The following is a 24,599-nucleotide window of genomic DNA, read 5'->3' on the forward strand; positions in this document are numbered from 1 at the left end:
TGCCCACGATCTCAAGCTCGTCGCCCACGTTCACCGCGCCGCGCTCGACCCGGCCCGTCACCACCGTGCCCCGGCCCGAGATCGAGAACACGTCCTCGATCGGCATCAGGAACGGCAGGTCCACAGCACGCTCGGGCGTCGGGATGTATTCGTCAACCGCGGCGATCAGCGCCCGGATCGAATCCTCGCCAATTTCCTGGTCGCGGCCTTCCAGCGCGGCAAGCGCCGAGCCCTTGATGATCGGAACGTCGTCGCCGGGATAGTCGTAGGAGGACAGAAGCTCGCGCACCTCCATCTCGACCAGTTCCAGCAGTTCCGGGTCATCGACCTGGTCGACCTTGTTCAGGTAGACGACCATGTAGGGGATGCCCACCTGGCGGCCCAGCAGGATGTGTTCGCGCGTCTGCGGCATCGGCCCGTCGGCGGCGTTCACCACCAGGATCGCGCCGTCCATCTGCGCCGCGCCGGTGATCATGTTCTTCACGTAGTCGGCGTGGCCGGGGCAGTCCACATGCGCGTAGTGCCGGTTGGGCGATTCGTATTCCACATGCGCGGTCGAGATCGTGATCCCGCGGGCACGCTCTTCAGGAGCGCCGTCAATCTGGTCGTAGGCCTTGAAATCACCGAAATATTTCGTGATCGCAGCCGTCAGCGTCGTCTTGCCGTGGTCAACGTGGCCAATCGTACCGATGTTGACGTGCGGTTTCGTCCGTTCAAACTTTGCCTTTGCCATCATGGCCTCCTATCGGGGGGGCCACCCGCGCGACAGCCCCCGTCGTGAAACATCCGCCGCGACTTATAATCGCGCCGCGGAAAAATCAAGGGCGGCCGGGCCTTTGGCGGCTATCCTGTGGCGTCGGAACCGGAACCATGCGAATGCGTTGAAATCGCAAGGACAAGGCTGCCCGGCCCGGCAGCCCTGCAACGTTTCCGGAGGAACGAGATGAGCCTGATGAAATCCCTTGCCCGCGTCGCGGCCGGCGTCATGCTGGCCAAGGGGATCGGAACCATGATGAAGAATGCCCAGAACCGCCCCGAAGGTCGCGGCGCAAGCGGCTCGGGCGGGCTGCTGGACGGGCTGTTTGGCAACAATACCGCCCAGGCGGGCGAGCGGCGCAACGGCTCGGGCGGGCTGGGCGACATGCTGGGCCAGGTGCTGGGCGGGCGCGCGGGCGCGGCCGGCGGCTCGGTTCCGCCATCGCGCCACGCCGGCGCGGCCCAGGGCGGGCTGGGCGGGCTGCTGGACCAGCTGACCGGATCCCGCGCGGGTTCGGGCGGCACGGGTTCGGGCGGCACGGGTTCAGGCGGCACGGGTTCAGGCGGTCTGGGCGGCCTGCTGGGCGGCGCGGCGGCCGGGGGCTTGGGCGGTGTGCTGGGCGATCTTTTAGGGCGTAGCGGCGCACAGGCTCAGCCGGCCTCACGCGGGTTGGCGCAAAAGGACGCGCAGCCCCAGAACGACGCCAGTTTCGGCGAACTGTTCAACGAGGCGCTGGTCAGCGGTGACGAACCCTCGACCGCGCCCACCCCGGAACAGAATGCGCTGGCGGGCCTGATGCTGAAGGCGATGATCCAGGCCGCGAAATCCGACGGAGAGATCGACGAGGCGGAAAAGGCCAAGCTGATGGCCGAGTTCGGCGAGCTTGACGACGAAGAGCGCGCCTTTATCCGCGAGCAGATGGCCGCCCCGGTCGATGCCGCCGCCCTGGCGCGCGAGGTGCCGCAGGGCTTCGGCCCGCAGGTCTATCTGATGTCGCTGATGGCCATCGAGCTCGACAACCGCAAAGAGGCCGAATACCTGCACGCGCTGGCCCAGGGCTTGGGTCTTGACAAGCAGGCGGTGAACGACATCCACCAGAAGCTGGGCGTGATCAATCTTTATGCCTGATCGAACAGGCCAAGCTGGCGCGGCGGCCGGTCCTGCCGCGCCTCTTCCAGCCCCGACAGGGTGATGCCCAGCAGCCGCACCCCATGCGCATCGGCAAAGACCGGCCCAAGCAGATCGCAGGCCATCTCCAGCATCTCGTCGCGGCTTTCGACCGGGCGCGGCAGCGAGCGCGCGCGGGTGATCTGGCGGAAATCCCCGTATTTGACCTTTAACGTGACCGTGCGGCCCTGCCGCGCGGCGGATGACGCGTGGCGCCACACCTTGTCGGCCAGCACCGCCAGCGCCTCATGCGCGGCGGCGATCTGGCGCAGGTCTTCGAAATAGGTGTTCTCGGCGCCGATGCTTTTGCGGATGCGGTTCGGCTTGACCTCACGCGTGTCGACGCCGCGGGCGATGTTCCAGTAATAGCCGCCCGACTTGCCGAAGCGCGCGGTCAGGAACTCTGGGCTTTGCCGGGCCAGGTCGGCGCCGGTCTGGATGCCATGCGCCTGCATCCGTGCCGCGGTGGCCGGGCCGATGCCGTGGAAGCGGCCGATGGGCAGGCTTTGCACGAATTGCGCCCCCGCCTCGGGCGGGATCACGAACAGCCCGTCTGGCTTGCGCTGGTCCGAGGCCAGCTTGGCCAGGAACTTGTTGTAGCTGACCCCGGCCGAGGCGGTCAGCCCGGTCGCCGCGCGGATGCGTGCCCGGATTTCCTGGGCGATGCGGGTGGCGGTGCGGCCGTCCAGATGATCGGTCAGGTCCAGATAGGCCTCGTCCAGGGACAGCGGCTCGACCAGGGGGGTATAGTCGGCAAAGATCGCGCGCACCTGCTGGCTGACCGCGCGATAGACGTCGAAGCGGGGCTTGACGAAGACCAGGTCGGGGCAAAGCCGCATCGCCCGCATCGACGGCATGGCCGAGCGCACGCCATAGCGCCGCGCCTCATAGCTGGCCGCGGCGACCACGCCGCGCTGGATGCCGCCCACGGCCACCGGACGCCCGCGCAGCGCCGGGTCGTCGCGCTGTTCGACCGAGGCGAAGAAGGCGTCCATGTCCACATGCACGATGCGGCGGACGCGCTCCTCGGCCGGGCCGGTCATGGGAGGATGCGGGCATCCCCCGCCGTCAATCCCTGGCCCATGCGGTCAAAGCGCATATGGGCGATGGCGCGTCCGCCGGACTGGGTGAAAAGCGTGCCGGCTTCGCGCCCGTCCGCCATCAGGATCGGGCTGCCGACGGCGGCCGCGCCCTCGATCCCGACCGTGACCAGCCCCTTGCGCAATTCGGTCTTGTGCTTCATCCGCGCCGTGACCTCCTGGCCGACATAGCAGCCCTTGCGGAAATCGACGCCGTGCAGACGCTCGAACCCGGCTTCCAGGATGAAGGTCTCGTTCGGGATCAGCTCGACCAGGGTTTCGGGAATGCAATGCGCGACCCGGATCGCGTCCCAGCCGGTCCCGTCATCCCCCTCGGCGCCGTAAAGCCGCCAGCCAAGCGCCGGATGCCGCGGGTCGGCGATCGCCCCCGCCGGCGCCGGCCCGGTGCCGCGGGCGACGGCCAGATCCGTGGGCTCGATCGCGATCTGCGAGCGCAGCTTGTACATCGACAGCCGCCGCATCAGGTCCTCCGCCAGCCGCGCATCGACGTCGATCAGCAGCCGCTCGCCTTCGGGCACGACCAGGAAATCGGCCAGATACTTGCCCTGCGGCGTCAGCAGCGCCGCCCAGCACGGCGCCGGGCCGACCTTGTTCGTCACCAGCCCTTGCAGGAACTCGACCCGATCCGCGCCCAGGACCGCCAGAATGCGCCGCATCACTCTTCTCCGAATTGCAACCTTACCAGCGCGGCATAGGCGCCGCCCTGGGCCATAAGCTGGTCGTGATCGCCCTCTTCGACAACCCGTCCGGCCTCGATCACCACGATCTTGTCGGCCCGGCGCACCGTCGAAAGCCGGTGGGCGATGACCAGGGTGGTGCGCCCGGCCGAAAGCTGGTCCAGCGCCTGCTGCACCACCCGTTCGCTTTGCGCGTCCAATGCGCTGGTCGCCTCGTCCAGCAGCAACACCGGCGCATTGCGCAGCACGGCGCGGGCGATGGCCACGCGCTGGCGCTGTCCCCCCGACAGGGCCGAGCCGCGCGGCCCGGCGGGGGTGTCCAGCCCCAGCGGCAAGGCGTCGGTGAAATCGGCGACATGGGCGGCAACGATGGCCCGGCGCAGCGCCTCGTCATCCTGGTCGCGGCCCAGCAGGATATTCTCGCGCAGCGTCTCGTCGAACAGCGCCGCATCCTGGCTGACGGTCGAGAACTGGTCGCGCAGCACGCCCAGGTCATAGTCGCGCAAGGCAACGCCGCCCAGGGTGATCTGCCCCGATTCAGGATCAACAAGACGCGTCAACAAATTGAAAACCGTGGATTTCCCCGCCCCCGAAGGCCCGACCAGAGCCGTGGTCCGGCCCGCCTGTGCGGTAAAGCTCAGCCCGTTCAGGACCGGGTGGCCGTCATAGGCCAGCCGCACGTCCTGAAAGCGGATGCTGGTGTCGGGCGGCGGCGCGCGGCGCGGCCCCGAAGTGATGGCGGGCCGCAGGTCCAGCACCGCATAGATCCGCTCCAGGCTGGCGGCGGCGATCTGCCAGGTGCCGGTCAGCGCCCCCAGCCGGCGCAGCGGCTGAAAGGCCAGCGCCATGGCGGTAAAGAACGACATGAAATCGCCCACCGTGCGTTCGCCCCGCGTCACCTCGGCCCCGCCAAGCGCCAGCACGCCGATGAAGCCCAGGCCGGTCACGACATCGACCAGCGCCGGCACGGTGGCGCCGATGCCCGACATCTTGACCTCGGCCTGGCGGATGCGGCTGACGATCTGGGCAAAGCGGCTGGCCTGGTAATCCTCCATCCGGTTCAGCTTGACGGCGTTGATGCCGTGCAGCACCTCGTCCAATCGCGTGGCGCGCTGGCTGGCATTGACGCGGTTCTGCCGCATCTTGCGCCGGATATAGCGCTGGACGACCAGGGTCGGCAGAATCAGCAGCGGCGCGCCCACCAGCGCCGCCATGGTCCACCAGGGATCGACCGCCAGCGCCACGCCGAACAGCGACAAAAGCGAAACCACGTCCCGCCCCGCGCCGGCGATAAAGGTGGACCACACCCCCTGGACGGCAATGGAATCGCCCTGCACCCGCTCGATCAGCGCGCCGGGCGGGTTGTCCTGGAAAAACCGCCCGTCCAGCGTCATGACATGGCGCAAAAGATCGGTCTGCATCGAGGTCGAAACCGCCAGCGAGACCGAGGTCATCAGGCTGCGGTTGATGACGAAGGTCGTCGCGCGGATCAGGAACAGCGCAAAGATCACGCCGCCGACCCACCAGATCGCATCGGTATCGCCGCCGACGAAGACCCTGTCGAACAGCGGCTTCAGCATCCAGCTAAGCAGGCCCAGCGTCGAGCCCTCGACGATCAGGAACAGCAATGCCAACAGGATGCGCCCGGAATAGGGACGCAGATAGTCGCCCCACATGCGGGCGAACAGATTGGCCGTCCTGTGAAGTCTGTCCGCCATCGCATCCCCGGAAATCGGTTCGGCCCCAAGGGATAAGCCGCAAGCCGGCCGGGGGCAACCCGGCGCATCCGCCGATCAGCGGCGGCAGGCCGTGGCCTTGTCGGGAAAATGGCGCGCGTCACAACCGCGCCCTGCATCGTCTTTCGTGGCAGAAAGCCCCGCAGCGGGGTCGCCGAATAGTTGACAATTTTACCTTGGTGATTGATACGAGGCCAGATCGCCAAAGGCCGGCACCATGCCATGCGGCATGTGCCGCGCCCAGCAAGATACGGACGGACCGAATGCCGGAACTACAAGGATCGCCATGACCCATATGCCACTGCCGCGCACAGGCGCGGGGACCGCCGTCGCATTGAGCTGCCTGCTGCTGGCCGCGCCGCTTTCGGCGCAGGAAAGCGGCACGGGCGGACAGCCCGGCCCCGCGCCCCAGGTCCAGGTCCAGGTCCCGGACCAGCCGGCAGGCGCAACCGACCCCCAGCCGGCAGCGCCCGCGCCGGCGCAGGCGGTCCCGGAACCCGCATCGCCCGATGCGGCCATCCCGCCAGCCGCGGCGCCCGCACCCCAGGCAGCGGCCGGGCCGACCGACCCCGCCGCCGTCCCAGCAGAGCCCGCCGTTGCGCCCGAATCCGTCGGGACCCCGCCCGCTACGGCCCCGGCCCCGGCCCCGGCAGCGTCAACACCCGTCCCAGCCCAGGCGCAGCCCGCCGAGCCGACCGGCGTCGAGTTCCTGCCGCAATCGGTCCAGGATGCGCTGGCCCCGGTCCTGCCCCCGGCCGGGCGCGATCCGAACCTGCCGCATGACCTTTCGCCGGTGGGCATGTTCTGGGCCGCCGACTGGGTGGTCAAGGCGGTGATGATCGGCCTGGCCTTCGCCTCGGTCGTGACCTGGACGGTGCTGGTCGCCAAGGTGCTGGAACTGATGGGCGCCATGAACCGCGCCCAGTCCGGCATCCGCCGCGTCGAAACCGCCACCAGCCTGCCCGCCGCGCTGGCCGCGGCCGGCCGCCGTCGCGACCCGGTCTCGCGCATGATCCGCGCCGCAGCCGCGGAATACGACCGCTCGGCCCCGGCGCTGGACCAGGCGGGCGATGCCGGCCTTAAGGAACGCGTCGATTCCCACCTGGACCGCATCGAGGCGATCGCCGGCCGCCGCATGGGCCGCGGCACCGGCGTGCTGGCCACCATCGGCTCGACCGCGCCTTTCGTCGGGCTGTTCGGCACCGTCTGGGGCATCATGAACAGCTTCATCGGCATTTCCGAGGCGCAGACGACCAACCTGGCCGTCGTCGCCCCCGGCATCGCCGAGGCGCTGCTGGCCACCGCCATCGGCCTGGTCGCCGCGATTCCGGCGGTGGTGATCTACAACGTCTTCGCCCGCGCCATCACCGGCTATCGCCTGCGGCTGGCCAATGCCAGCGCCGGGGTCAAGCGCCTTGTCAGCCGCGATCTCGACTTTCGCGGCACCGTCCTGCGCACGGAGGTCTAAGCCATGGCCGGCAGCATTCGCGACACCCAAGGCGACGATCTGGTCGAAAACCACGAGATCAACGTCACCCCATTTATCGACGTGATGCTTGTGCTGCTGATCATCTTCATGGTCGCGGCGCCCTTGGCCACGGTGGATGTGAACGTGGACCTGCCGGTGTCAAACGCGACGCCCGCACAGCGGCCCGACCAGCCGGTCTATGTCACCGTCAAGCCCGACCTGTCACTGGCCATCGGCAACGAGGACGTGGCCGCAGGCGGGTTGGCCGCGGCGCTGGGAACGGCCACCGGCAATGACCGCGAACAGCGCATCTTCCTGCGCGCCGACCGCGAGGTGTCCTATGGCGACCTGATGGGGGTCATGAACACGCTGCGCGAGACCGGCTATCTGAAAATCGCCCTGGTCGGGCTGGAAACCACCGGGCCGGGCGCGGCCCCGGCCGCCGCCGCCCCAGGCACCGCGCCGGATGCAGGCGCACCCGCCGCCCCAACATCGTCCCCGGCCCCGGCCCCGGCAAGCGGAGGAGCACCCACGCCATGAGTTGGAAGCTTTCCCCGGCGCTGCGCGAAAGCGCATTATGGGGCACCGCCGCAGCGGTGGCGCTGGCCGCGCATATGGGCGGGGCGCTGTGGATCCTGCAACGCGCCGAGGCCGCGGCACCGCCCGGCCTGCCCGATCCGGTTTTCGTCGAACTGGCACCGCTGCCCCAGGCCGCCGCCCCGCCCGACGAGGCGGAAGCGCCCGACATGGCCGAGGCCGCGCCGGAACCTGAACCTGAACCCGAGCCAGAGCCCGAGCCGGAACCGGAACCCGAACCTGAACCCGAACTCGCCATGCCTCCGCTAGAGGAACTGGAGCCGCTGGCCGAGATGAAGACGCTTTTCCCGCCGCCCCCCGATGCGGTGGTCCTGCAAAAATCCCAGCGCCCCCCCGACCGTCCCAAGCGCGAAACCAAGCCCGAGCCGGAACCGAAGCTCGCTGAAAAGCAGCCCGAGCCGCAGAAGCGCGAGAAAAAGGAAACGGCCCCCGAAGAACAGCCCGCCCGCCAGGCCACCACCCGGCTGCGGGCGCCGCAATCCGACCGCACCGCCGCCCCCCAGGCCCAGGCCGGCACGCCCAGCCCGCGGCAGGTGGCCAGTTGGCAGTCCAAGGTGCAGTCGGCGGTGGCCCGGCACATGCAGCGCACCCGCTTCAGCGGCCGCGGCGGCTCGGTCACTGTGACGGTGCGTTTCAGCGTCGATCCGGGCGGAAGGGTGGCCGGGGCCTCGCTTGCCAGTTCGACCGGCGATGCCGGGATTGATGCGGCGCTTAGCCGTCAGGCGTCGCGCCTGCCCCGCCTGCCCGCCCCGCCCACCGGCCGGACGACATCGCTGGTGCTGCCGGTCAAGATCGTGCTGCGCTGATCCGCCGCCGGGCGGGCGGCTCCAAAGGCGCATCGGGCGGGGCGGGAATCGCCGTCACTCCCAGGGCCGGCGCCAGCATCCGCACCACCGCGCCAAGCGCGCGCGCATCCGCCCCGGCTTCGGCATTGCGCCGCCAGACCACCGCCAGATCGCGCGACGGCGCCGGTTCGGTAAAGGGCACGATGCGCAGCCGGCCGTCGCGATTTTCATCCGCCAGCGCCAGCCGCGGGATCAGCGTCATGCCCATGCCGGTCGCGACCATCCGCATCAGCGTCGCCATCGAGGCCGCCTCAAGGTTCAGCTTGCGGCGCGGGCTGCGCATGCTGCACACCTCCAGCGCCTGGTCGCGCAGGCAATGCCCGTCGGCCAATAGCAACAGCCGCTCGGATTCGATGCTTTCGGGACGGGCGGGACCGGACAGGAAGGTGGTATCGTCCTCGCCAGACAGCGCGACCAGGAACGCGTCGCGCAAGACCGGCTCGGCCTCGATCCCCGGCTCGCCGACCGGCAGCGCCATGATGCCCGCGTCGAAACGGTGGCTCAGCACGCCCGAGACCACCTCGTCCGTGGCGATTTCGTGCAGTTCCAGGTCCAGCGCCGGATGTTGGGCGCGCAAGGCCGGCACCAGATGCGGGATCAGGTAGGGCGCAACCGTCGGGATGATCGCCAGCCGCAATCGCCCCGACAGCGGCCCCCGCCCGGCCCGCGCCAGGGCGTCCAGCCGCTTGGCGGTGTCCAGCAATTCCTGCGCCACCGGCAACAGCCGCTCGCCAAGCGCGGTCAGCCGCACCGGGCCGGTGCCGGCGCCACGCTCGAACAGCGCCCCGCCCAGGCGGGCTTCAAGCTGGGCGATCTGGCTCGACAGCCCCGGTTGCGAGACATGGACCGTTTCCGCCGCCCGGCCGAAATGCCCAAGCCTGGCGACGGCAAGAAAATAGGTAATCTGGCGCAGGGTGAAATTCATAACCAAGGGTTATCAATATTGCTGGAAATCACAAGCGTTCTTTCCGGCCTGCCAGCACGGGCCGGCGGGATCAGAGCGGCAGGCGCTGGACCAGCAGCTTGTCGATGCGGCGATGGTCCATGTCCACCACCTCGATGCGCCAGCCCTGCCAATCCACCCGGTCGCCCGCCTGCGGCAGCCGGCCGGCCAGGTCCAGCACCAGCCCGGCGACGGTGGAAAAATCACCGTCATCGTCAAGCGATACCGACAGCCGGTCGGCAAATTCATCCACCGGCATCCAGCCGGCGACCAGCAGGCTGCCATCCTCGCGCTCGACCAGCTTCGGCTCGTCGTCGTCGAGCCCGGCAAACTCGCCGGTGATCGCCTCCAGCACGTCCATGGGCGTCACCACGCCCTCGAAATGGCCGTATTCGTCATAGACCAGCAGCATCTGGCCCGGCGCGGCGCGCAGCCGCGCGATGACCTCGGGCGCATCCATGGTTTCCGGGATGATCGGCGCGGGCTGCATCACCTGGCGCAGGTCCACCGCCTCGGCCCGGCTTTGCGACATCAGGTCCACGCTGGCGATCACGCCGATCAGGTTGTTCGGGTCGCCGTCGCTGACCGGCAGGCGGGTGCGTCGGCCGTCGCGGAACTTGCGCGCCATCTCGTCCCAGCTATCGGCGACATCGACCGCCTCGATCTCGCGCCGCGGCGTCATCAGCCCGCGGGCGCTGCGGTCGGCAATGCGCATGACGCCGGCGATCATCTCGGTCTCGGCACGGTGCATGACCCCGGCCGTCTCGGCCTCGGAAATCACCAGCTTGATCTCTTCGTCGCTGATGCCCTGCCGGTCGCTGCCCGACTGCCCCAAGGCGGCCAGCACCAGCTTGCCCGAACGGTCCAGCAGCCAGACCAGCGGCGCCGCCCCGCGCGAGATCGCCCGCATCAGCGGCGCCACGCGGGCGGCCACCCGCTCGGGCGCGCGCAGCGCCAATTGCTTGGGCACCAACTCGCCCACGATCAGCGACAGATAGGTGATGGCCACAACCACGCCGCCCATGCCCAGCGGCTGGGCCAGCGATGCAGGCACCCCCCAGCCCGGCAGCGCCGCCGCCAGCCGCGCGCCCAGGGTGGCGCCGGAAAAGGCGCCCGACAGCACGCCCACCAGGGTGATCCCGATCTGGACCGAGGACAGGAACCGCCCCGGCTCCTCGGCCAGCGCGATCGCGGTGGCGGCGCCGCGGTCGCCCCGCTCGGCCAGCACCTTCAGCCGCGCCGGGCGGGCCGAGACGATGGCCAGTTCGGACATGGCCAGCAACCCGTTAAGCAGGGTCAGGACCAGCACGACAAGAATCTCGATCCACATCAAAGCGGCTCGCTGGCGACGGGAAGAAACCGGATAACGGCTTGGCGCGGCGGGCGGCGCCGGTCGGAAAGATCGTCAATCATGCGCGTGTCGGCGGCTGGCTCCGGCTGTGTCATGCCTCACTATATCGGCTGGAGGCGTGCTGGCAATCGCCCAAGCGACATCGCGCCGGAACCCGACCCGCCCGCGAGACCCCTTATCGCAGCAACGATTCCGCGCCGAATACCGCCTTGGACGCGGCAAAACAGGCCGCCGCCGCGCCGATGCCGGACGGCGCGCCGCCCCTACGTGAGCCACTTGGCCGCACCCGGCGCCGTCCCGCAGCCCGGTTCTTTCGTGTCCAAATATCCCGGGGGAGTCGCGGAACGCGACGGGGGCAGAGCCCCCTTTCGTCAAAAGCTGTTGCGCTCGTGATAGGTGCGCAGAAAGCCCTGGATGCGGATGTCCTCGGGATGGTGCAGAATGCCCGCCGGACTGTCGACCCCCACCAGTTCGCCCTTTTCCATGAAGGCCACCTGATCGGCGACATGGGCGGCAAACCCCATCTCATGCGTGACCACCACCATGGTCATGCCCTCGGCCGCCAGGGTCTTCATCACGTTCAGCACCTCGCCCACCAGTTCCGGGTCCAGCGCGGATGTCGGCTCGTCGAACAGCATCAGCCGCGGCTCCATGGCGATGGCGCGGGCGATGGCGACGCGTTGCTGCTGGCCGCCCGACAGGCGCGAAGGGTGGTTGCCCATCTTGTCGGCCAGCCCGACCTTGGCCAGCGCCTCGGCGGCGCGGGTCTCGGCCTCGGCCTTGCGCAGGCCGCGCACCCGGACCAGCCCCTCGGCCACGTTGCCCAGCGCCGTCATATGCGGCCACAGGTTGAACTGCTGGAACACCATCCCGATGGAACGCCGCATCGCGCGCAGCTTGCGCCCCGACATCTTCCGCCCCGGCGCCTCATAGCCGATCAACTGGCCGTCGATGCGGATTTCGCCCGAATCGTATTCCTCCAGGAAGTTGATGCAGCGCAGCAGCGTGGACTTGCCCGAGCCGGATGGCCCGATCAGGCAGGTCACCTTGCCCGGCGGGATCGTCAGGTCCACGTCCTTCAGCGCTTGAAAGGGGCCGTAATACTTGTTGACCTTGCGGATCTCGACAGAGGAAGCCTCGACCATCTCAGGTCCTTTCGATCAGGTGGCGGGTGATGCGCCGTTCCAGCCGGCGGCCCAGGCGCGAAATGACTTCGACGAAGGCCCAGAAGAACAGCGCCAGCGTGAAATACCCCTCAAGGAAGGTGAAGGTCATCGTGGCCATGTATTGGGTCTGATACATCACCTCGGGCACGGTGATGATCGACAGGATCACGGTTTCCTTGGTCAGGATGATCGAGAAATTGACCAGCGCCGGCACCGCCGACACCAGCCCGACCGGCAGCAGGATGCGGCGCACGATGGCCAGTTCGGTCATGCCGATGGCGCGGCCGGCCTCGATCAGCCCCAGCGGTACGGCGCGAAAGGCGGAACGGAAGATTTCCGCGAAATAGGGGCTGCCATAGATGGTCAGGCCCAAAAGCCCGGCCGGCATCGGGTCCAGCCGCAGCCCGATCATCGGGCCGCCGTAATACAGCAGGAACAGCTGCACCAGGAAAGGCGTGCCGCGGATCAGTTCGATATAGGTTTGCAAGGCCCAGCGGACCGTGCGGCCGCCATAGCGCTGCGCCACCGCGATCAGCAGCCCCAGCGCGGCGCCGAAGACCGTGCCCAGCAGCCAGCAGATGATGGTCAGGCGGAACCCCGCCAGCAATCGGGGCCCGTATTCGGTGAAGATCGACAGGTCCATCACACGGCCATCCTGTGTTCAAGCCAGCGCCCCAGCGCCGCCAGGCAAAGGTTGATCGCCAGATAAAGGCAAGCCGCGGCCAGATATGCCTCTAGCGGGCGAAAGGTCACGCCGGCCTGCGCCTGGCTGGCGCGGGTGATCTCCATCACCCCCACGACCGAGACCAGCGAGGACGCCTTGACCAGCAGGATCAGCTCGTTGATCAACTGCGGGATCGACAGGGCCACGGCCTGCGGCAGGATGATGCGGATCCAGCTATCGCGGGGGCGCATCCCGATGGCGATGGCGGCCTCGGCCTGGCCCCTGGGCAGCGCCGTGATCGCGCCGCGCCAGATTTCCGAGATATAGGCCGAGGCGACGATGGCGGTCGTCACCACCGCCGCCACGATGGCGGGCACGTCGATCCCGATCACCGGCAGCAGGAAGAACACCACCAGCAGTTGCACCAGCATCGGCACGCCGCGCAGATAGCTGACCCAGACGGCGGCAGCGATGCGGGCCGCGCGCGATTTCGACAGCGCCAGCACACAGACAAAGGCGCCGATCACCAGCCCCAGCGCGATGCCAAGGCCCGACACCAGCAGCGTATAGCGCGCGGCCATCGTCAGCGGCCAGAAGGCGTCAAGAAAGGTCGATAGGGAAAACATCGTTCCTCCCCGCGGTTGGGGGTTGCGGGCGGGGGTGGCCCCGCCCGCGGCTGGTCCGTGGGCCGATCAGTTCTTCGGCACTTCGCGGGGCAGTTCCGTATAGGCGCCCAGCCATTTTTCCTGGATGTCCTTGACGCGACCGTCGTCGGTCATCTTCAGCAGGGCGGCGTTGATCGCCTCGGCCAGGCTGGCGCTGTCGTCACCGGGGCGCAGCACCCAGGCGAAATAGGTCGGCTCGCCGAATTGCGCCGGCTCGAACAGCGCGAACTGCTCGGGGCGCGCCTTGACCAGCGTGGAGGCGTTGGGCATCGAGGCCGCGACCGCGTCCAGCCGCCCGGCGGCCAGATCGGCAAAGGCTTCGTCGTTAGTGCCGTATTCCTTGACGGTCACGCCGCCAAGGCTGTCGCCGAACGCCTGCAACTGCTTGAACTGCGCGGTGCCCTGCTGGACGCCGACGGTCTTGCCGGCGATGTCCTCGGGCTTGACCAGATCCGACCCGGCCGGCTTGATCAGCGACACGGTGGCGTCGGCGATCGGGATGGTGAAGGTGTAACGCTCCAGCCGTTCCGAGGTGATGGTCACCGGCGCGATGACGATGTCGAACTTGCCGACCTCAAGCCCCGGCAGCTCGGCCGTCCAGGGGATGTCCTGATAGACCGGCTCGACCCCCAGCTCGGCGGTCACGCCGTCGAACAGGTCCTTGGTCATGCCCTGGTATTCGCCGTTCACGATCATGTCGAAGGGCGCATAATGCATGTCGGTGGCGGTGACGATCTTGCCCGCGGCCTTTACGTCGGCCAGTTGGTCGGCCATCGCCGGGAGGCCAAGCGTCAGCGCGCCCAGGCCCAGCAGCGCGGCCTTGATCGAATTGGTCAGTGTCATGTGTTCCTCTCCCTGTGTGAGAACCGGCTATGAACGCCGGCGCAGTCTGGCGCAAGCCGCGCCGCCGGTAAACAGCGGCGCGGGCATATGTTACAGGATCGCGGGCAGGTTCAGCCCGTGTTCGCGGGCGCAGTCCTGGGCGATCTGATAGCCCGCGTCAGCGTGACGCATCACGCCGGTTGCGGGGTCGTTCCACAGCACGCGGGCAAGGCGACGGTCGGCATCTTCCGTGCCGTCGCAGCAGATCACCATGCCCGAATGCTGCGAAAAGCCCATGCCGACGCCGCCGCCATGGTGCAGCGACACCCAGGTCGCCCCCGAGGCGGTATTCAGCAGCGCATTCAGCAGCGGCCAGTCGGAAACCGCGTCCGAACCGTCCTGCATCGCCTCGGTTTCCCGGTTGGGACTGGCGACCGAGCCCGAATCGAGATGGTCGCGGCCAATGACGATGGGCGCCTTCAACTCGCCGTTGCGGACCATCTCGTTGAAGGCAAGGCCCAGCTTGTGGCGGATGCCAAGGCCGACCCAGCAGATCCGCGCCGGCAGGCCCTGAAAGGCGATGCGCTCGCGCGCCATGTCCAGCCAGTTGTGCAGATGCGGGTCGTCGACCAGTTCCTTGACCTTGGCATCGGTGCGATAGATGTCCTCGGGGTCGCCCGACAGCGCCGCCCAGCGGAACGGGCCGATGCCCTTGCAGAACAGCGGCCGGATATAGGCGGGCACGAAGCCGGGAAAGGCAAAGGCGCGCTCGAACCCCTCTTCCAGCGCCATTTGGCGGATGTTGTTGCCGTAATCGACGGTCGGAATGCCCTGGTCGTGAAAGGCCACCATCGCCTCGACCTGCTGGCGCATGCTGGCGCGGGCGGCGCGTTCGACGGCCTTCGGCTCGGCCTCCTGCCGGGCACGCCATTCGGCGACGGTCCAGCCCTGCGGCAGATAGCCATGCACCGGGTCATGCGCGCTGGTCTGGTCGGTCACGATATCGGGACGCACGCCACGCTTGACCAGTTCCGGGAACACATCGGCGGCATTGCCGATCAGCGCCACGGATTTCGCCTCGCCGGCCTTGGTCCAGCGGTCGATCATCGCCAGCGCCTCGTCCAGGCTGTGGGTCTTTTCATCGACATAGCGGGTGCGCAGGCGGAAATCGGCGCGGGTCTCGTCGCATTCGACGGCCAGGCAGCAGGCCCCGGCCATGACGGCGGCCAGGGGCTGCGCGCCGCCCATGCCGCCAAGGCCCGCGGTCAGGATCCACTTGCCCTTGAGGTCGCCGCCGTAATGCTGCCGCCCGGCCTCGACAAAGGTTTCATAGGTGCCCTGCACGATGCCTTGGCTGCCGATATAGATCCAGGAACCGGCGGTCATCTGGCCATACATGGCCAGGCCCTTTTTATCCAGCTCGTTGAAATGGTCCCAGTTCGCCCAATGCGGCACCAGGTTCGAGTTGGCGATCAGCACCCGCGGCGCGTCCTTGTGGGTCTTGAACACGCCGACCGGCTTGCCCGATTGCACCAGCAGAGTCTCGTCGGTTTCCAGCTTGCGCAGCGCGTCCACGATCAGGTCGAAATCCTTCCAGGTGCGGGCGGCGCGGCCGATGCCGCCATAGACCACCAGCTCATGCGGGTTCTCGGCCACGTCGGGATGCAGGTTGTTCATCAGCATCCGCATCGGCGCCTCGGTCAGCCAGCTTTTCGCGGTGATCTCGGTGCCGGTGGGCGGGAAGATGTCGCGGGTGTTCAGACGGGGATTGTCCATGTCTCTCTCCGTTCAGGCCAGCAGATGGCCGGAAATGATGATGCGTTGGATTTCGCTGGAGCCCTCGTAGATGCGCATGATGCGCAGGTCGCGGGCGATCCTTTCGATGGGAAAATCGCGGGTATAGCCATAGCCGCCATGCAGTTGCAGCGCGGTGTCGGCGATACGGCCCGCCGCCTCGCTGGCGGCAAGCTTGGCCATGCTGGAGGCCAGCGAGAAGCGGCCGCCCTTGTCATGCGCCTCCTGCCGCTGCCGCGCCGCATCCTGCGACAAAAGCAGCGCCTGGCGATAGGCCAGGCCCATGTCGGCGATCATCCAGCGGATGCCCTGCCGGTCGGAAAGCCGCTCACCGCCGATCACGCGGTCCTTGGCATAGGCGACGGCGGCTGTCATCGCCGCTTCGGCCAGGCCCAGGCATTGCGCGGCGACCTCGATGCGGCCATTGTCCAAGACCTGCATGGCGGTGCGAAAACCCCGGCCCTCCTCGCCCAAAAGCGCGTCTTCGGGCAGGTGGCAGTCCAGGTTCAGGGTGAACACATGCCCGCCCTTCAGCCCCATGGTGCGCTCGGCCGCGCCCGGCTCCAGCCCCGGCGTGCCCTTGGGCAGGATGAAGGCGGAAATGCCGCGATGCGCCTTGTCGGGGTCGGTCACGGCATAGACGACGATGAAATCCGCCACGCCGCCGTTCGAGATGAAGCATTTCGTGCCCTTCAGATGCCAGCCGTCCCCGGTCCGGCGGGCGCGGGTCTTCATGTCGGCGGGGTCGGAACCGGCGGTCGGCTCGGTCAGGGCGAATGCCCCCAGCGCCCGGCCCTCGGCGGCTTTCGGCAGCCATTCCTGTTTTTGCGCCTCCGTCCCGCCCAGCAGGATCGAATCACTCGCCAGGTAATGCGCCGTCAGCGCCGAGGCGGTCGAGCCGCAGGCCCCCGCCACGATCGCCACCGCCCGCAGCAGCGCCGGGGCCGAAATGCCGCTGCCGCCGTAGGCTTCGGGCAGGTTCGCGCCCATCATCCCCGCCTCGCCCAGAACGGCAAGCTGGTCGTGGACGAAGGCCGAGGTCTCGTCGGTCTCGGCGGCCTTGGGCGCGATCCGCTCGGCGCAGATGCGGGTCAGCACGTCGCAGAACAGCCGCTCCTCTTCGGCCAGCATGTGCCAGTCGTCGCTCATGCGGTTTCCTCCAATCCGAATGCGCGCAGGATGGCGGCGCGGTCGCCGCCCAGGCGCGGGGCCGAGGTTTCGGCCACGGGTTTCTCTGCATCGAAGCGCACCGGCTGGCCGATGGTCGGCGCCAGCCCCAGCACCGGATGCGGCAGGCGGCTGACCAGCCCGCGCGTCTGGGCATGCTCGTTGCCCGCCGCCTGGGCGATGTCCCAGATCGGCGCGGCGGGCAGGCCGGCGCCGGCCAGGGCGGCCACCGCCTGCTCGGTGGTCAGCCCGCGCGACCAGTTCTCGATCAGGCGCTTGAGGTCCGGCTCATGCGCGGTGCGGCTTTCGTCGCTGGCAAAGCGCGGATCGTCCGCGGCATCCGGCGCGCCGATCAGCGTGGCCAGCGCGGCGAACTGGCGCGGGTTCAGCACCGCGATCACCACCTGCCCGTCCTGGGTCGCAAAGCAGCCGAAGGGGGTGGACAGGGGATGGCGGTTGCCCACCCGCTGCGGCAGCACCCCGGCATAAAGATGCAGCGCGTGGCTGGTGGTCAGCATGGAAAACAGCGCGTCATACATGGCGACGTCCAGCGTCGCGCCCTGCCCGCTGGCGTTGCGGTTAACCAGCGCCGCCATGATCGCCCAGCTTCCGAACAGGCCGGCGATCAGGTCGGCCATGCTTTCGCCGGTCTTCAGCGGCGCGCCGCCTTCCTCGCCGGTGCCGGCCATCAGCCCGGACATGGCCTGCACCACCAGGTCATAGGCCGGCAGGTCGCGGAACGGCCCCTGCTGGCCGAAGCCCGAGATCGAGCAATAGACCAGCCGCGGGTTTTCCGCCCGCAGCGCCTCGGCCCCCAGACCCAGCCGGGCGGCGACGCCGGGGCGGAAGTTTTCCACCACCACGTCGACGCGCGCCGCGATGGCCCTGGCCAGCGCCAGGTCGCCCGGATCTTTCAGGTCCAGGACCAGGCTTTGCTTGCCGCGGTTGTTCAGGGTGAAAAGCGCGCTTTCGCCGTCCTTGAACGGGCCGATATGACGGTAGTCGTCGCCGGCGGGCGGTTCCAGCTTGATGACCTCGGCCCCCAGGTCGGCCAGAAGCGCGGTGCAATAGGGCCCCGCCAGCACACGGGTCAGGTCCAGCACCTTGATGCCTTGCAGCGGCTTCATGCCCGCACCTCCGGCGCCAGCGCGGCAAGACGCTCCAGGATCGCCCCCAGCGTGACCCGCAGGGTTTCGGCCTTGGCCGCGTCATAGGCAAAGGGCGGGGCCTCGGTCTCCAGATGCGTCGCCTGCGCCAGTTCCATCTGGATGGCGTGGACGCCCTGCCCCGGCTGGCCGTAATGCCGCGTCGTCCAGCCGCCCTTGAAGCGGCCGTTCAGAACATGGCTGCGGCCGGTGGCGGCGCAAGCCTGAAGCACTGCCGCCTCGATGCGCGGGTCGCAAGCGGCGCCGCTATTGGTGCCGATGTTGAAATCCGGCAGCACGCCATCGAACAGGAACGGGATCACCGAGCGGATCGAGTGGCAGTCATAAAGGATCGCCACGCCGTGACGCGCCCGCACCCGCTCGATCTCGGCCGCCAGCGCCGCGTGATAGGGGGCGTGGAAGCGGGCCTTGCGCTCGGCGATATCCTCGGCGGTGGGTTCGGTTTCCCAGATCGGCTCGCCGTCGAAATCGGTCAGCGGCACCAGCCCGGTGGTGTTCTGGCCGGGATAAAGGCTCGCATCGTCCGGCCCGCGATTGGCGTCGATGATATAGCGGTGGAAGGTCGCGCGCACCGTCGTCGCGCCGGGCAGAAGCCCGTCATAGAGCCGATGGATATGCCAGTCGGTATCGGCCAGCACCTGCCCGCGCGGGTTCAGCCGGGCGCGGATGCCATCGGGCAGCCATGTCCCGGTATGCGGCAGGCCCAGGATGACCGGGCTGTCGCCCTGCGTGACTTCGACGGGGATCACGGCCGCACCTCGTCCAGCAGATGGGCGGGGACGGCGCCGACCAGCACGCCCTCGCGCACCAGCCGGGCCGATTCGGTCAGGTCGGGGGCAAGGTAGCGGTCCTGTTCCAGCGCCGGCACCGTCTGGCGCAGCGCGGCGATCACCGCCTGCAAGGGGGCCGAGGTCGCCAGCGGCGCGCGGAACTCGACGCCCGCGCTGGCGCAAAGCGCCTCGATGCCCAGGATCTGCGCCAGGTTCGCGTTCATGCGCTTCAGCCGCCGTGCGCCATGCGCGGCCATGCTGACGTGATCTTCCTGGTTGGCCGAGGTCGGGGTCGAATCGGTCGAGCAAGGCGTCGCCAGGTGCTTGTTCTCGCTCATCAGCGCGGCGCTGGTCACTTCGGCAATCATCAGCCCCGAATTCAGCCCCGGATCGGGGGTCAGGAAGGGCGGCAGGTCATGCGAAAGCGCGGGGTCCACCATCAGCGCGATGCGGCGCTGGGAAATGGCGCCGATCTCGGCGATGGCCAGCGCGATCTGGTCGGCGGCAAAGGCCACCGGCTCGGCATGGAAATTCCCGCCCGAGACGATGCGGTCGGCGCCCACCAGCACCAGCGGGTTGTCGGTGGCGGCATTCGCTTCGATCTCCAGCGTCCGGGCCACCTGCCACAGCAGGTCGATGCAGGCGCCCGTGACCTGCGGCTGGCAGCGGATGCAATAGGGATCCTGGACGCGGGTGTCGCCCTCGCGATGGCTTTCGCGGATCTCGCTGCCGTCCATCAGCGCCCGGATGGCGCGGGCGGCGGCGATCTGGCCGCGATGGCCGCGCAGGGTGTGGATCTCGTCCAGGAACGGCGCGGTCGAGCCCATGATGGCATCGGTCGAAAGCGACGACGTGACCAGCGCCGCGCGGGCGCTGGCGAAAGCCTCGAAGAGCCCCGCCAAGGCGAATGCGGTCGAAACCTGGGTGCCGTTGATCAGCGCCAGCCCCTCTTTCGCCGCCAGCACCACCGGCGAAAGCCCCGCCGCCGCCAGCGCCTCGGCCGAAGGCATCTCGCGGCCCTGGTAAACCGCCCGCCCCTCGCCCAGCATGGTCGCGGCCATATGCGCCAGGGGCGCCAGGTCGCCCGACGCGCCGACCGAACCCTGCGACGGAATCACCGGCAGAACGCCGCGCGCCAGCATGTCCTCGATCAGCTGGATCACCAGCGGCCGCACGCCCGAGGCGCCGCGGCCCAGCGACAGAAGCTTCAGCACCAGGATCAGCCGCACGGTTTCCGGCTCGACCGGCTCGCCCACGCCGCAGCAATGCGACAGGATCAGGTTCCTTTGCAGCGTCGCCGTGTCCCGCGCCGCGATCTTGATCGAGGCGAGCTTGCCGAAGCCGGTATTCACGCCATAGACCGGCTCTTCGCCATTCGCGGCCGCCTCGATGCGGGCGGCCGATTGCGCGATGCCGGGGCGGGCGCTGTCGGCCAGGCGCACCGCCAGCCCTTCGCGCCAGACCTGCTCAAGCTCGGCCAGGGTGGTTTCACTGGGGGTCAGGATCAGGGGGGTCAGGATCAGTTCAGACAAATTCGCCTCCGACGATGCGGGCATGAAGGGGGTTGAAGCCGATGCGATAGGTCAGTTCGGCTGGATGGCCGATGTCCCAGACCGCCAGGTCGGCGCGCATGCCGGGTGCCAGCCGGCCGCGATCCGCCAGGCCCAGGGCGCGGGCGGCGTGGCGGGTGACGCCGGCCAGGCATTCGGCGGGCGTCATCCGAAACAGCGTCGCGCCCATGTTCATGGTCAACAGCAGCGAAGTCAGCGGCGAGGTGCCGGGGTTGCAATCCGTGGCCAGCGCGATCGGCACGCCGGCATCGCGCAGGGCGTCTATCGGCGGATATTGCGTCTCGCGCAGTGTATAAAAGGCGCCGGGCAGCAAGACGGCCACGGTGCCATGGGCCGCCATGGCCGCGATCCCGTCCTGCCCCAGATATTCCAGGTGATCGGCCGACAGCGCCCCGTGCCGCGCCGCCATGGCCGCGCCGCCCAGGTCGGAAAGCTGCTCGGCATGCAGCTTGACCGGCAGGCCCAGCGTTGCCGCATGATCGAAGATGCCGGCCATTTCCTCGCGCGTGAAGGCGATGCCTTCGCAGAACCCGTCCACCGCATCGATCAGCCCCTCGGCATGGCCGCGCTGCATGCCGGCGATCACCACATCGCGGATATAGCCGGCGCGGTCGTCCTTGTATTCCGGCGCCACGGCATGGGCGGCCAGCCAGGTCGTGCGCACCGTCACCTTGCGCAACTGGCCGATGCGGCGGGCGACGCGCAGCATCTTCAACTCGCTGTCCACGTCCAGCCCATAGCCCGACTTGATCTCCAGCGTGGTCACGCCCTCGGCCAGCAGCGTATCGACGCGCGGCAGGGCGGATGCCAGCAACGCCTCTTCATCCGCCGCGCGGGTGGCGCGGACGCTGGACAGGATACCGCCGCCGGCGCGGGCGATTTCTTCATAGGCAGCACCTTCCAGCCGCATCTCGAATTCGCGGGCGCGGTCGCCGCCAAAGACGATATGGGTGTGGCAGTCGATCAACCCCGGCGTCACCAGCCGCCCGCCCAGGTCGTGGCGCGTCGCATCGGCATATTGCGCGGGCAGGTCCGATTCCGCCCCGATCCAGGCGATTCGTCCGGCATCAATCACCAGCGCCCCCGGTTCGATCAGGCCATAACCGCCTGATTCCTGGTCCATCGTGACAAGCTGCGCATGGCTGAGAAGCTGCATCGGATCGCATCCCGGATTGATTTCTCGGTCACTCTATGTCTAAACTTAATTTATCTCTATGTCTAAACTTATTTTGGCGCAAACAAGGGTGGCGGGATGACGGTTATCTGGGCGGAACGGGCCTTGCTGCCCGATGGATGGGCAGAAAACGTCCGGGTGACGGTCGATCAGGGCCGAATCGCCGCGGTAGAGAAGGACGCAGCGCCGCAGGGCCAGCGCGCCGGCCTGCTGTTGCCGGCGCTGGCGAACCTGCACAGCCACGCTTTCCAGCGCGCCATGGCCGGGCTCAGCGAGGCCAAGGGCCCCGAGCCGCGCGATACTTTCTGGACCTGGCGGCAGATCATGTATCGCTTTCTCGACCACCTGACGCCCGAGGATGTCGAAGCCATCGCCGCGCTCGTGCAGATGGAGATGCTGGAGGCCGGCTATGCCACCAATGTCGAATTCCATTACCTGCACCACCGCCCCGGCGGCGGTCACTACGACAACATCGCCGAGATGGGCGAACGTATCGCCGCCGCGGCCGGGCGCACCGGCATCGGCCTGACGCTCTTGCCGGTGCATTACCAGTTCGGCGGCGTGGACCGCCGGCCGCTCGCCCCCGGCCAGAACCGCTTCGGCACCACGCCCGAGGAATTCCAGCGCCTGCTGGAAGGCTGCGAAGACGCCCTGCGCGCCCTGCCCGCCGATGCCGACATCGGCGTCGCCCCGCATTCGCTGCGCGCGGTCAGCCCCGAGGGGTTGGCGGAATGCGTGGCGCTGCGCCCCGGCCGGCCGCTGCACATGCACCTGGCCGAGCAACTGCCCGAGATCGAGGAAATCAGCGCCGCCTATGGGTGCCGCCCGGTCGAATGGCTGCTGGAGAACCACCAGCCCGACCGGCGCTGGACGCTGATCCACCTGACCCACATGACCCAGGACGAGACCCGCCGGCTGGCCGCCACCGGCGCCGTGGCGGGCCTTTGCCCGATCACCGAATCGTCCTTGGGCGACGGCATCTTCAACGGCACGACCTGGGCCGGGGCCGGCGGGCGCTACGGCTTCGGTTCGGACAGCAATATCCGCATCTCGCTGGTCGAGGAACTGCGGACGCTGGAATACAGCCAGCGCCTGCGCGACCGCGGCCGGGCGATCCTGGCCAGCCCGGAACGCTCGACCGGGCGGGTGATCTATCAGGCGGGGCTGGACGGCGGCGCCACGGCGGCGGGGCGCGAGACCGGGGCGATCAAGGCCGGGCTATGGGCCGACCTGGTCGCGGTCGGGCTCGACAATCCGGTCATGGCGGGGCGCAAGGGCGACCAGATGCTCGACAGCCTGGTCTTTGCCGGCCATGACGGGCTGGTGCGCGATGTCTGGTCGGCGGGCCGCCATGTCGTGCGGGACGGCAGGCATATGGACCGCGACCGCATCATCGCCGATTATCTGGCGACCATCGCCCGGCTTCAGGATCGCATGTGACCGAAAGAACCGCCTCCAAGGCGCAAGCCATCACCAGCGAAGTGCGCCGCCGCATCGTGGACCGCGAATGGCGGCAGGGCGACCGCATCCCGGACGAGGCGGAACTGGCCGTCGAATTCGGCGTCGCCCGCGCCACGGTGAACAAGGCGCTGCAATTGCTGGCCGAAGAGGGGCTTTTGGACCGCAAGCGCCGCGCCGGCACGCATGTCAAGGTGAACCCGGCGCGCAAGGCCACGCTGACCATCCCCATCGTGCGCGAACAGATCGAGCAGGCGGGGATGGAATACAGCCACCGCGTCGTCGCGCAGCGCCGCAGCCCGCTGCCGGCCGAAGTCGCCGCCCGCATGTCCCTGCCCGAGGGCTGCGCGCTGATCCATCTGCGCAGCGTGCATTACGGCGACGACAAGCCGTTCCAGGCCGAGGATCGCTGGATCAACCCCGCCGCCGCGCCGGGTGCCGAGGCGGTGGATTTCCAGCGCATCACCGCCAATGAATGGCTGGTCAGGAACTTTCCCTGGCTGCGCGCCGACATGGCCTTTTCGGCCGAGAACGCCAGCGCCCGCGACGCCCGCCTGCTGGAAACCCGGCAGGGCGCGGCGCTTTTGATCCTGCAACGCACCACCTTCAACGACCTGGGCGCCATAACCTCGGTCCGGGTGGCGTTTCATCCCGGCTATGCGATGATCGCGACGCCCTGACCGCCGCCGCCGCTTCACTTTGCGCGGCTCTTCGCCTAATAGGCTGGGCAATCCACAAAGGAAAAGCCATGGCCAGCGCCAATCTCAACATCATGATCAAGGCCGCGCGCAAGGCGGGCCGCAGCCTCGTCAAGGACTTCCGCGAGGTCGAAAACCTTCAGGTCTCGGTCAAGGGCGCGGGCGACTTCGTCAGCCGCGCCGACCGCGAGGCCGAGCGCATCATCAAGGAAGAACTGCGCAGCGCCCGCCCGAACTATGGCTGGATCGGCGAGGAAACCGGCGAAGAGGCGGGCGAGGACCCGACCCGGCGCTGGATCGTCGATCCGCTGGACGGCACGACGAACTTCCTGCACGGGTTGCCGCATTGGGCGGTCTCGATCGCGCTGGAGCACAAGGGCGAAATCGTCGCCGCCGTGGTCTTCGACCCGGCCAAGGACGAGCTGTTCACCGCCGAGCGCGGCGACGGCGCCTTTCTGAACGACCGCCGCATCCGCGTGTCGGGCCGCCGGCAGATGATCGAATCGATCTTTGCCACCGGCGTGCCCTTTGCCGGGCGCGGCACCCTGCCCGCGACGCTGCGCGACCTGGCGCGGCTGATGCCGCTGACCGCCGGCGTCCGGCGCTGGGGCGCGGCGGCGCTGGACCTGGCCTATGTCGCGACCGGCCGTTACGAGGGCTATTGGGAACGCGGCATCAAGTCCTGGGACGTGGCCGCCGGCATCCTGCTGGTGAAAGAGGCCGGCGGCTTCGTCGAATCGATCCGCCCCGGCGAAAGCGTGATCGAATCGGGTTCGATCGTCGCCGCAAACACGCAGCTTTTCGAAGAATTGGCTGGATTGGTGCGACAGCGCGACTAAGCCC

23 protein-coding genes are annotated in these 24,599 nt (G+C 68.6%); 7 read left to right on the forward strand and 16 right to left on the reverse strand.

Going from position 1 to position 24,599, the window contains the following annotated elements; translation table 11 throughout:
- On the reverse strand, positions 1–733 hold a 733-nt coding region (locus tag F3H32_RS06840; RefSeq protein WP_149765190.1), incomplete at its 3' end, for an elongation factor Tu.
- A 210-nt stretch (positions 734–943) separates the two neighbouring features.
- Here F3H32_RS06840 and F3H32_RS06845 point away from each other — a divergent pair.
- The gene (locus F3H32_RS06845; protein ID WP_149765191.1) at positions 944–1,885 is read left to right on the forward strand and encodes a DUF533 domain-containing protein; all 942 of its coding nucleotides are present in this window, start codon (positions 944–946) and stop codon (positions 1,883–1,885) included.
- Here the strand turns inward: F3H32_RS06845 and dinB are convergent.
- The 3 genes from dinB to F3H32_RS06860 are packed head-to-tail and all read right to left on the reverse strand — an operon-like array spanning position 1,876 to position 5,419.
- Positions 1,876–2,967 carry a DNA polymerase IV gene (gene dinB / locus F3H32_RS06850; protein ID WP_149765192.1) on the reverse strand — a complete coding sequence of 364 codons (1,092 nt, stop codon included), beginning with the start codon at positions 2,965–2,967 and terminating at the stop codon, positions 1,876–1,878. The two genes, F3H32_RS06845 and dinB, sit on opposite strands and share 10 nt — an antisense overlap.
- Positions 2,964–3,680, reverse strand: coding sequence for a CAF17-like 4Fe-4S cluster assembly/insertion protein YgfZ (ygfZ, locus tag F3H32_RS06855; protein ID WP_149765193.1), 717 nt, complete (start codon positions 3,678–3,680; stop codon positions 2,964–2,966). The genes dinB and ygfZ overlap by 4 nt, the downstream gene beginning before the upstream one ends.
- Entirely contained in the window at positions 3,680–5,419 is a 1,740-nt protein-coding gene (locus tag F3H32_RS06860; protein WP_149765194.1) for an ABC transporter ATP-binding protein, read from the reverse strand. The genes ygfZ and F3H32_RS06860 overlap by 1 nt, the downstream gene beginning before the upstream one ends.
- A 304-nt stretch (positions 5,420–5,723) precedes the next feature.
- Between F3H32_RS06860 and exbB the strand changes: the two genes are divergently transcribed.
- The 3 genes from exbB to F3H32_RS06875 are packed head-to-tail and all read left to right on the forward strand — an operon-like array spanning position 5,724 to position 8,308.
- On the forward strand, positions 5,724–6,905 hold the full coding sequence (exbB, locus tag F3H32_RS06865) for a tonB-system energizer ExbB (protein WP_149765195.1): 1,182 nt from the start codon (positions 5,724–5,726) through the stop codon (positions 6,903–6,905).
- Positions 6,906–6,908: 3 nt separating this feature from the next.
- Entirely contained in the window at positions 6,909–7,445 is a 537-nt protein-coding gene (gene exbD, locus F3H32_RS06870) for a TonB system transport protein ExbD (RefSeq protein ID WP_149765196.1), read from the forward strand.
- Positions 7,442–8,308 (forward strand): TonB family protein, encoded by an 867-nt coding sequence (locus tag F3H32_RS06875; protein ID WP_149765197.1) that lies wholly within the window; start codon positions 7,442–7,444, stop codon positions 8,306–8,308. Before exbD ends, F3H32_RS06875 begins: the two co-directional genes overlap by 4 nt.
- Here F3H32_RS06875 and F3H32_RS06880 read toward each other — a convergent pair.
- The 12 genes from F3H32_RS06880 to hutI all read right to left on the reverse strand — a co-directional run bounded on the left by F3H32_RS06880 (position 8,289) and on the right by hutI (position 21,582).
- Positions 8,289–9,272 carry a hydrogen peroxide-inducible genes activator gene (locus F3H32_RS06880; RefSeq protein WP_149765198.1) on the reverse strand — a complete coding sequence of 328 codons (984 nt, stop codon included), beginning with the start codon at positions 9,270–9,272 and terminating at the stop codon, positions 8,289–8,291. The genes F3H32_RS06875 and F3H32_RS06880 overlap by 20 nt on opposite strands.
- Before the next feature lie 70 nt (positions 9,273–9,342).
- A complete protein-coding gene (locus F3H32_RS06885) occupies positions 9,343–10,620 on the reverse strand; it encodes a hemolysin family protein (RefSeq protein ID WP_149765199.1) in 1,278 nt (425 codons plus the stop codon).
- A gap of 392 nt (positions 10,621–11,012) precedes the next feature.
- Entirely contained in the window at positions 11,013–11,786 is a 774-nt protein-coding gene (locus F3H32_RS06890) for an amino acid ABC transporter ATP-binding protein (protein WP_149765200.1), read from the reverse strand.
- Position 11,787: 1 nt separating this feature from the next.
- Positions 11,788–12,450: an amino acid ABC transporter permease gene (locus F3H32_RS06895; RefSeq protein WP_149765201.1), complete on the reverse strand. Its 663-nt coding sequence runs from the start codon at positions 12,448–12,450 to the stop codon at positions 11,788–11,790.
- Positions 12,450–13,097, reverse strand: coding sequence for an amino acid ABC transporter permease (locus F3H32_RS06900; RefSeq protein ID WP_149765202.1), 648 nt, complete (start codon positions 13,095–13,097; stop codon positions 12,450–12,452). Before F3H32_RS06900 ends, F3H32_RS06895 begins: the two co-directional genes overlap by 1 nt.
- A 66-nt stretch (positions 13,098–13,163) precedes the next feature.
- Entirely contained in the window at positions 13,164–13,979 is an 816-nt protein-coding gene (locus tag F3H32_RS06905) for a transporter substrate-binding domain-containing protein (protein WP_115756237.1), read from the reverse strand.
- Positions 13,980–14,069: 90 nt separating this feature from the next.
- Positions 14,070–15,734, reverse strand: a complete 1,665-nt coding sequence (gene hutU / locus F3H32_RS06910) for a urocanate hydratase (protein WP_149765203.1) — start codon at positions 15,732–15,734, stop codon at positions 14,070–14,072.
- A gap of 12 nt (positions 15,735–15,746) precedes the next feature.
- Positions 15,747–16,901 (reverse strand): acyl-CoA dehydrogenase family protein, encoded by a 1,155-nt coding sequence (locus F3H32_RS06915; protein ID WP_149765204.1) that lies wholly within the window; start codon positions 16,899–16,901, stop codon positions 15,747–15,749.
- Complete coding sequence (locus F3H32_RS06920; RefSeq protein WP_149765205.1) at positions 16,898–18,046, reverse strand: CaiB/BaiF CoA transferase family protein; 1,149 nt, start codon at positions 18,044–18,046, stop codon at positions 16,898–16,900. The genes F3H32_RS06915 and F3H32_RS06920 overlap by 4 nt, the downstream gene beginning before the upstream one ends.
- The gene (hutG, locus tag F3H32_RS06925; protein WP_149765206.1) at positions 18,043–18,834 is read right to left on the reverse strand and encodes an N-formylglutamate deformylase; all 792 of its coding nucleotides are present in this window, start codon (positions 18,832–18,834) and stop codon (positions 18,043–18,045) included. The genes F3H32_RS06920 and hutG overlap by 4 nt, the downstream gene beginning before the upstream one ends.
- Positions 18,831–20,372 carry a histidine ammonia-lyase gene (gene hutH / locus F3H32_RS06930; protein ID WP_149765326.1) on the reverse strand — a complete coding sequence of 514 codons (1,542 nt, stop codon included), beginning with the start codon at positions 20,370–20,372 and terminating at the stop codon, positions 18,831–18,833. The genes hutG and hutH overlap by 4 nt, the downstream gene beginning before the upstream one ends.
- A 7-nt stretch (positions 20,373–20,379) precedes the next feature.
- Positions 20,380–21,582, reverse strand: coding sequence for an imidazolonepropionase (hutI, locus tag F3H32_RS06935; RefSeq protein WP_149765207.1), 1,203 nt, complete (start codon positions 21,580–21,582; stop codon positions 20,380–20,382).
- Between the two features lie 96 nt (positions 21,583–21,678).
- Here hutI and F3H32_RS06940 point away from each other — a divergent pair, with 96 nt between their 5' ends.
- The 3 genes from F3H32_RS06940 to F3H32_RS06950 all read left to right on the forward strand — a co-directional run bounded on the left by F3H32_RS06940 (position 21,679) and on the right by F3H32_RS06950 (position 24,595).
- On the forward strand, positions 21,679–23,040 hold the full coding sequence (locus tag F3H32_RS06940; protein ID WP_149765208.1) for a formimidoylglutamate deiminase: 1,362 nt from the start codon (positions 21,679–21,681) through the stop codon (positions 23,038–23,040).
- Positions 23,037–23,738, forward strand: a complete 702-nt coding sequence (locus tag F3H32_RS06945) for a GntR family transcriptional regulator (RefSeq protein ID WP_149765209.1) — start codon at positions 23,037–23,039, stop codon at positions 23,736–23,738. The genes F3H32_RS06940 and F3H32_RS06945 overlap by 4 nt, the downstream gene beginning before the upstream one ends.
- Positions 23,739–23,806: 68 nt before the next feature.
- Positions 23,807–24,595, forward strand: a complete 789-nt coding sequence (locus F3H32_RS06950; RefSeq protein WP_149765210.1) for an inositol monophosphatase family protein — start codon at positions 23,807–23,809, stop codon at positions 24,593–24,595.
- The last annotated feature ends 4 nt before the right edge of the window (positions 24,596–24,599 follow it).

It is taken from the genome of Paracoccus thiocyanatus (assembly GCF_900156255.1).
GTDB lineage: Bacteria > Pseudomonadota > Alphaproteobacteria > Rhodobacterales > Rhodobacteraceae > Paracoccus > Paracoccus thiocyanatus.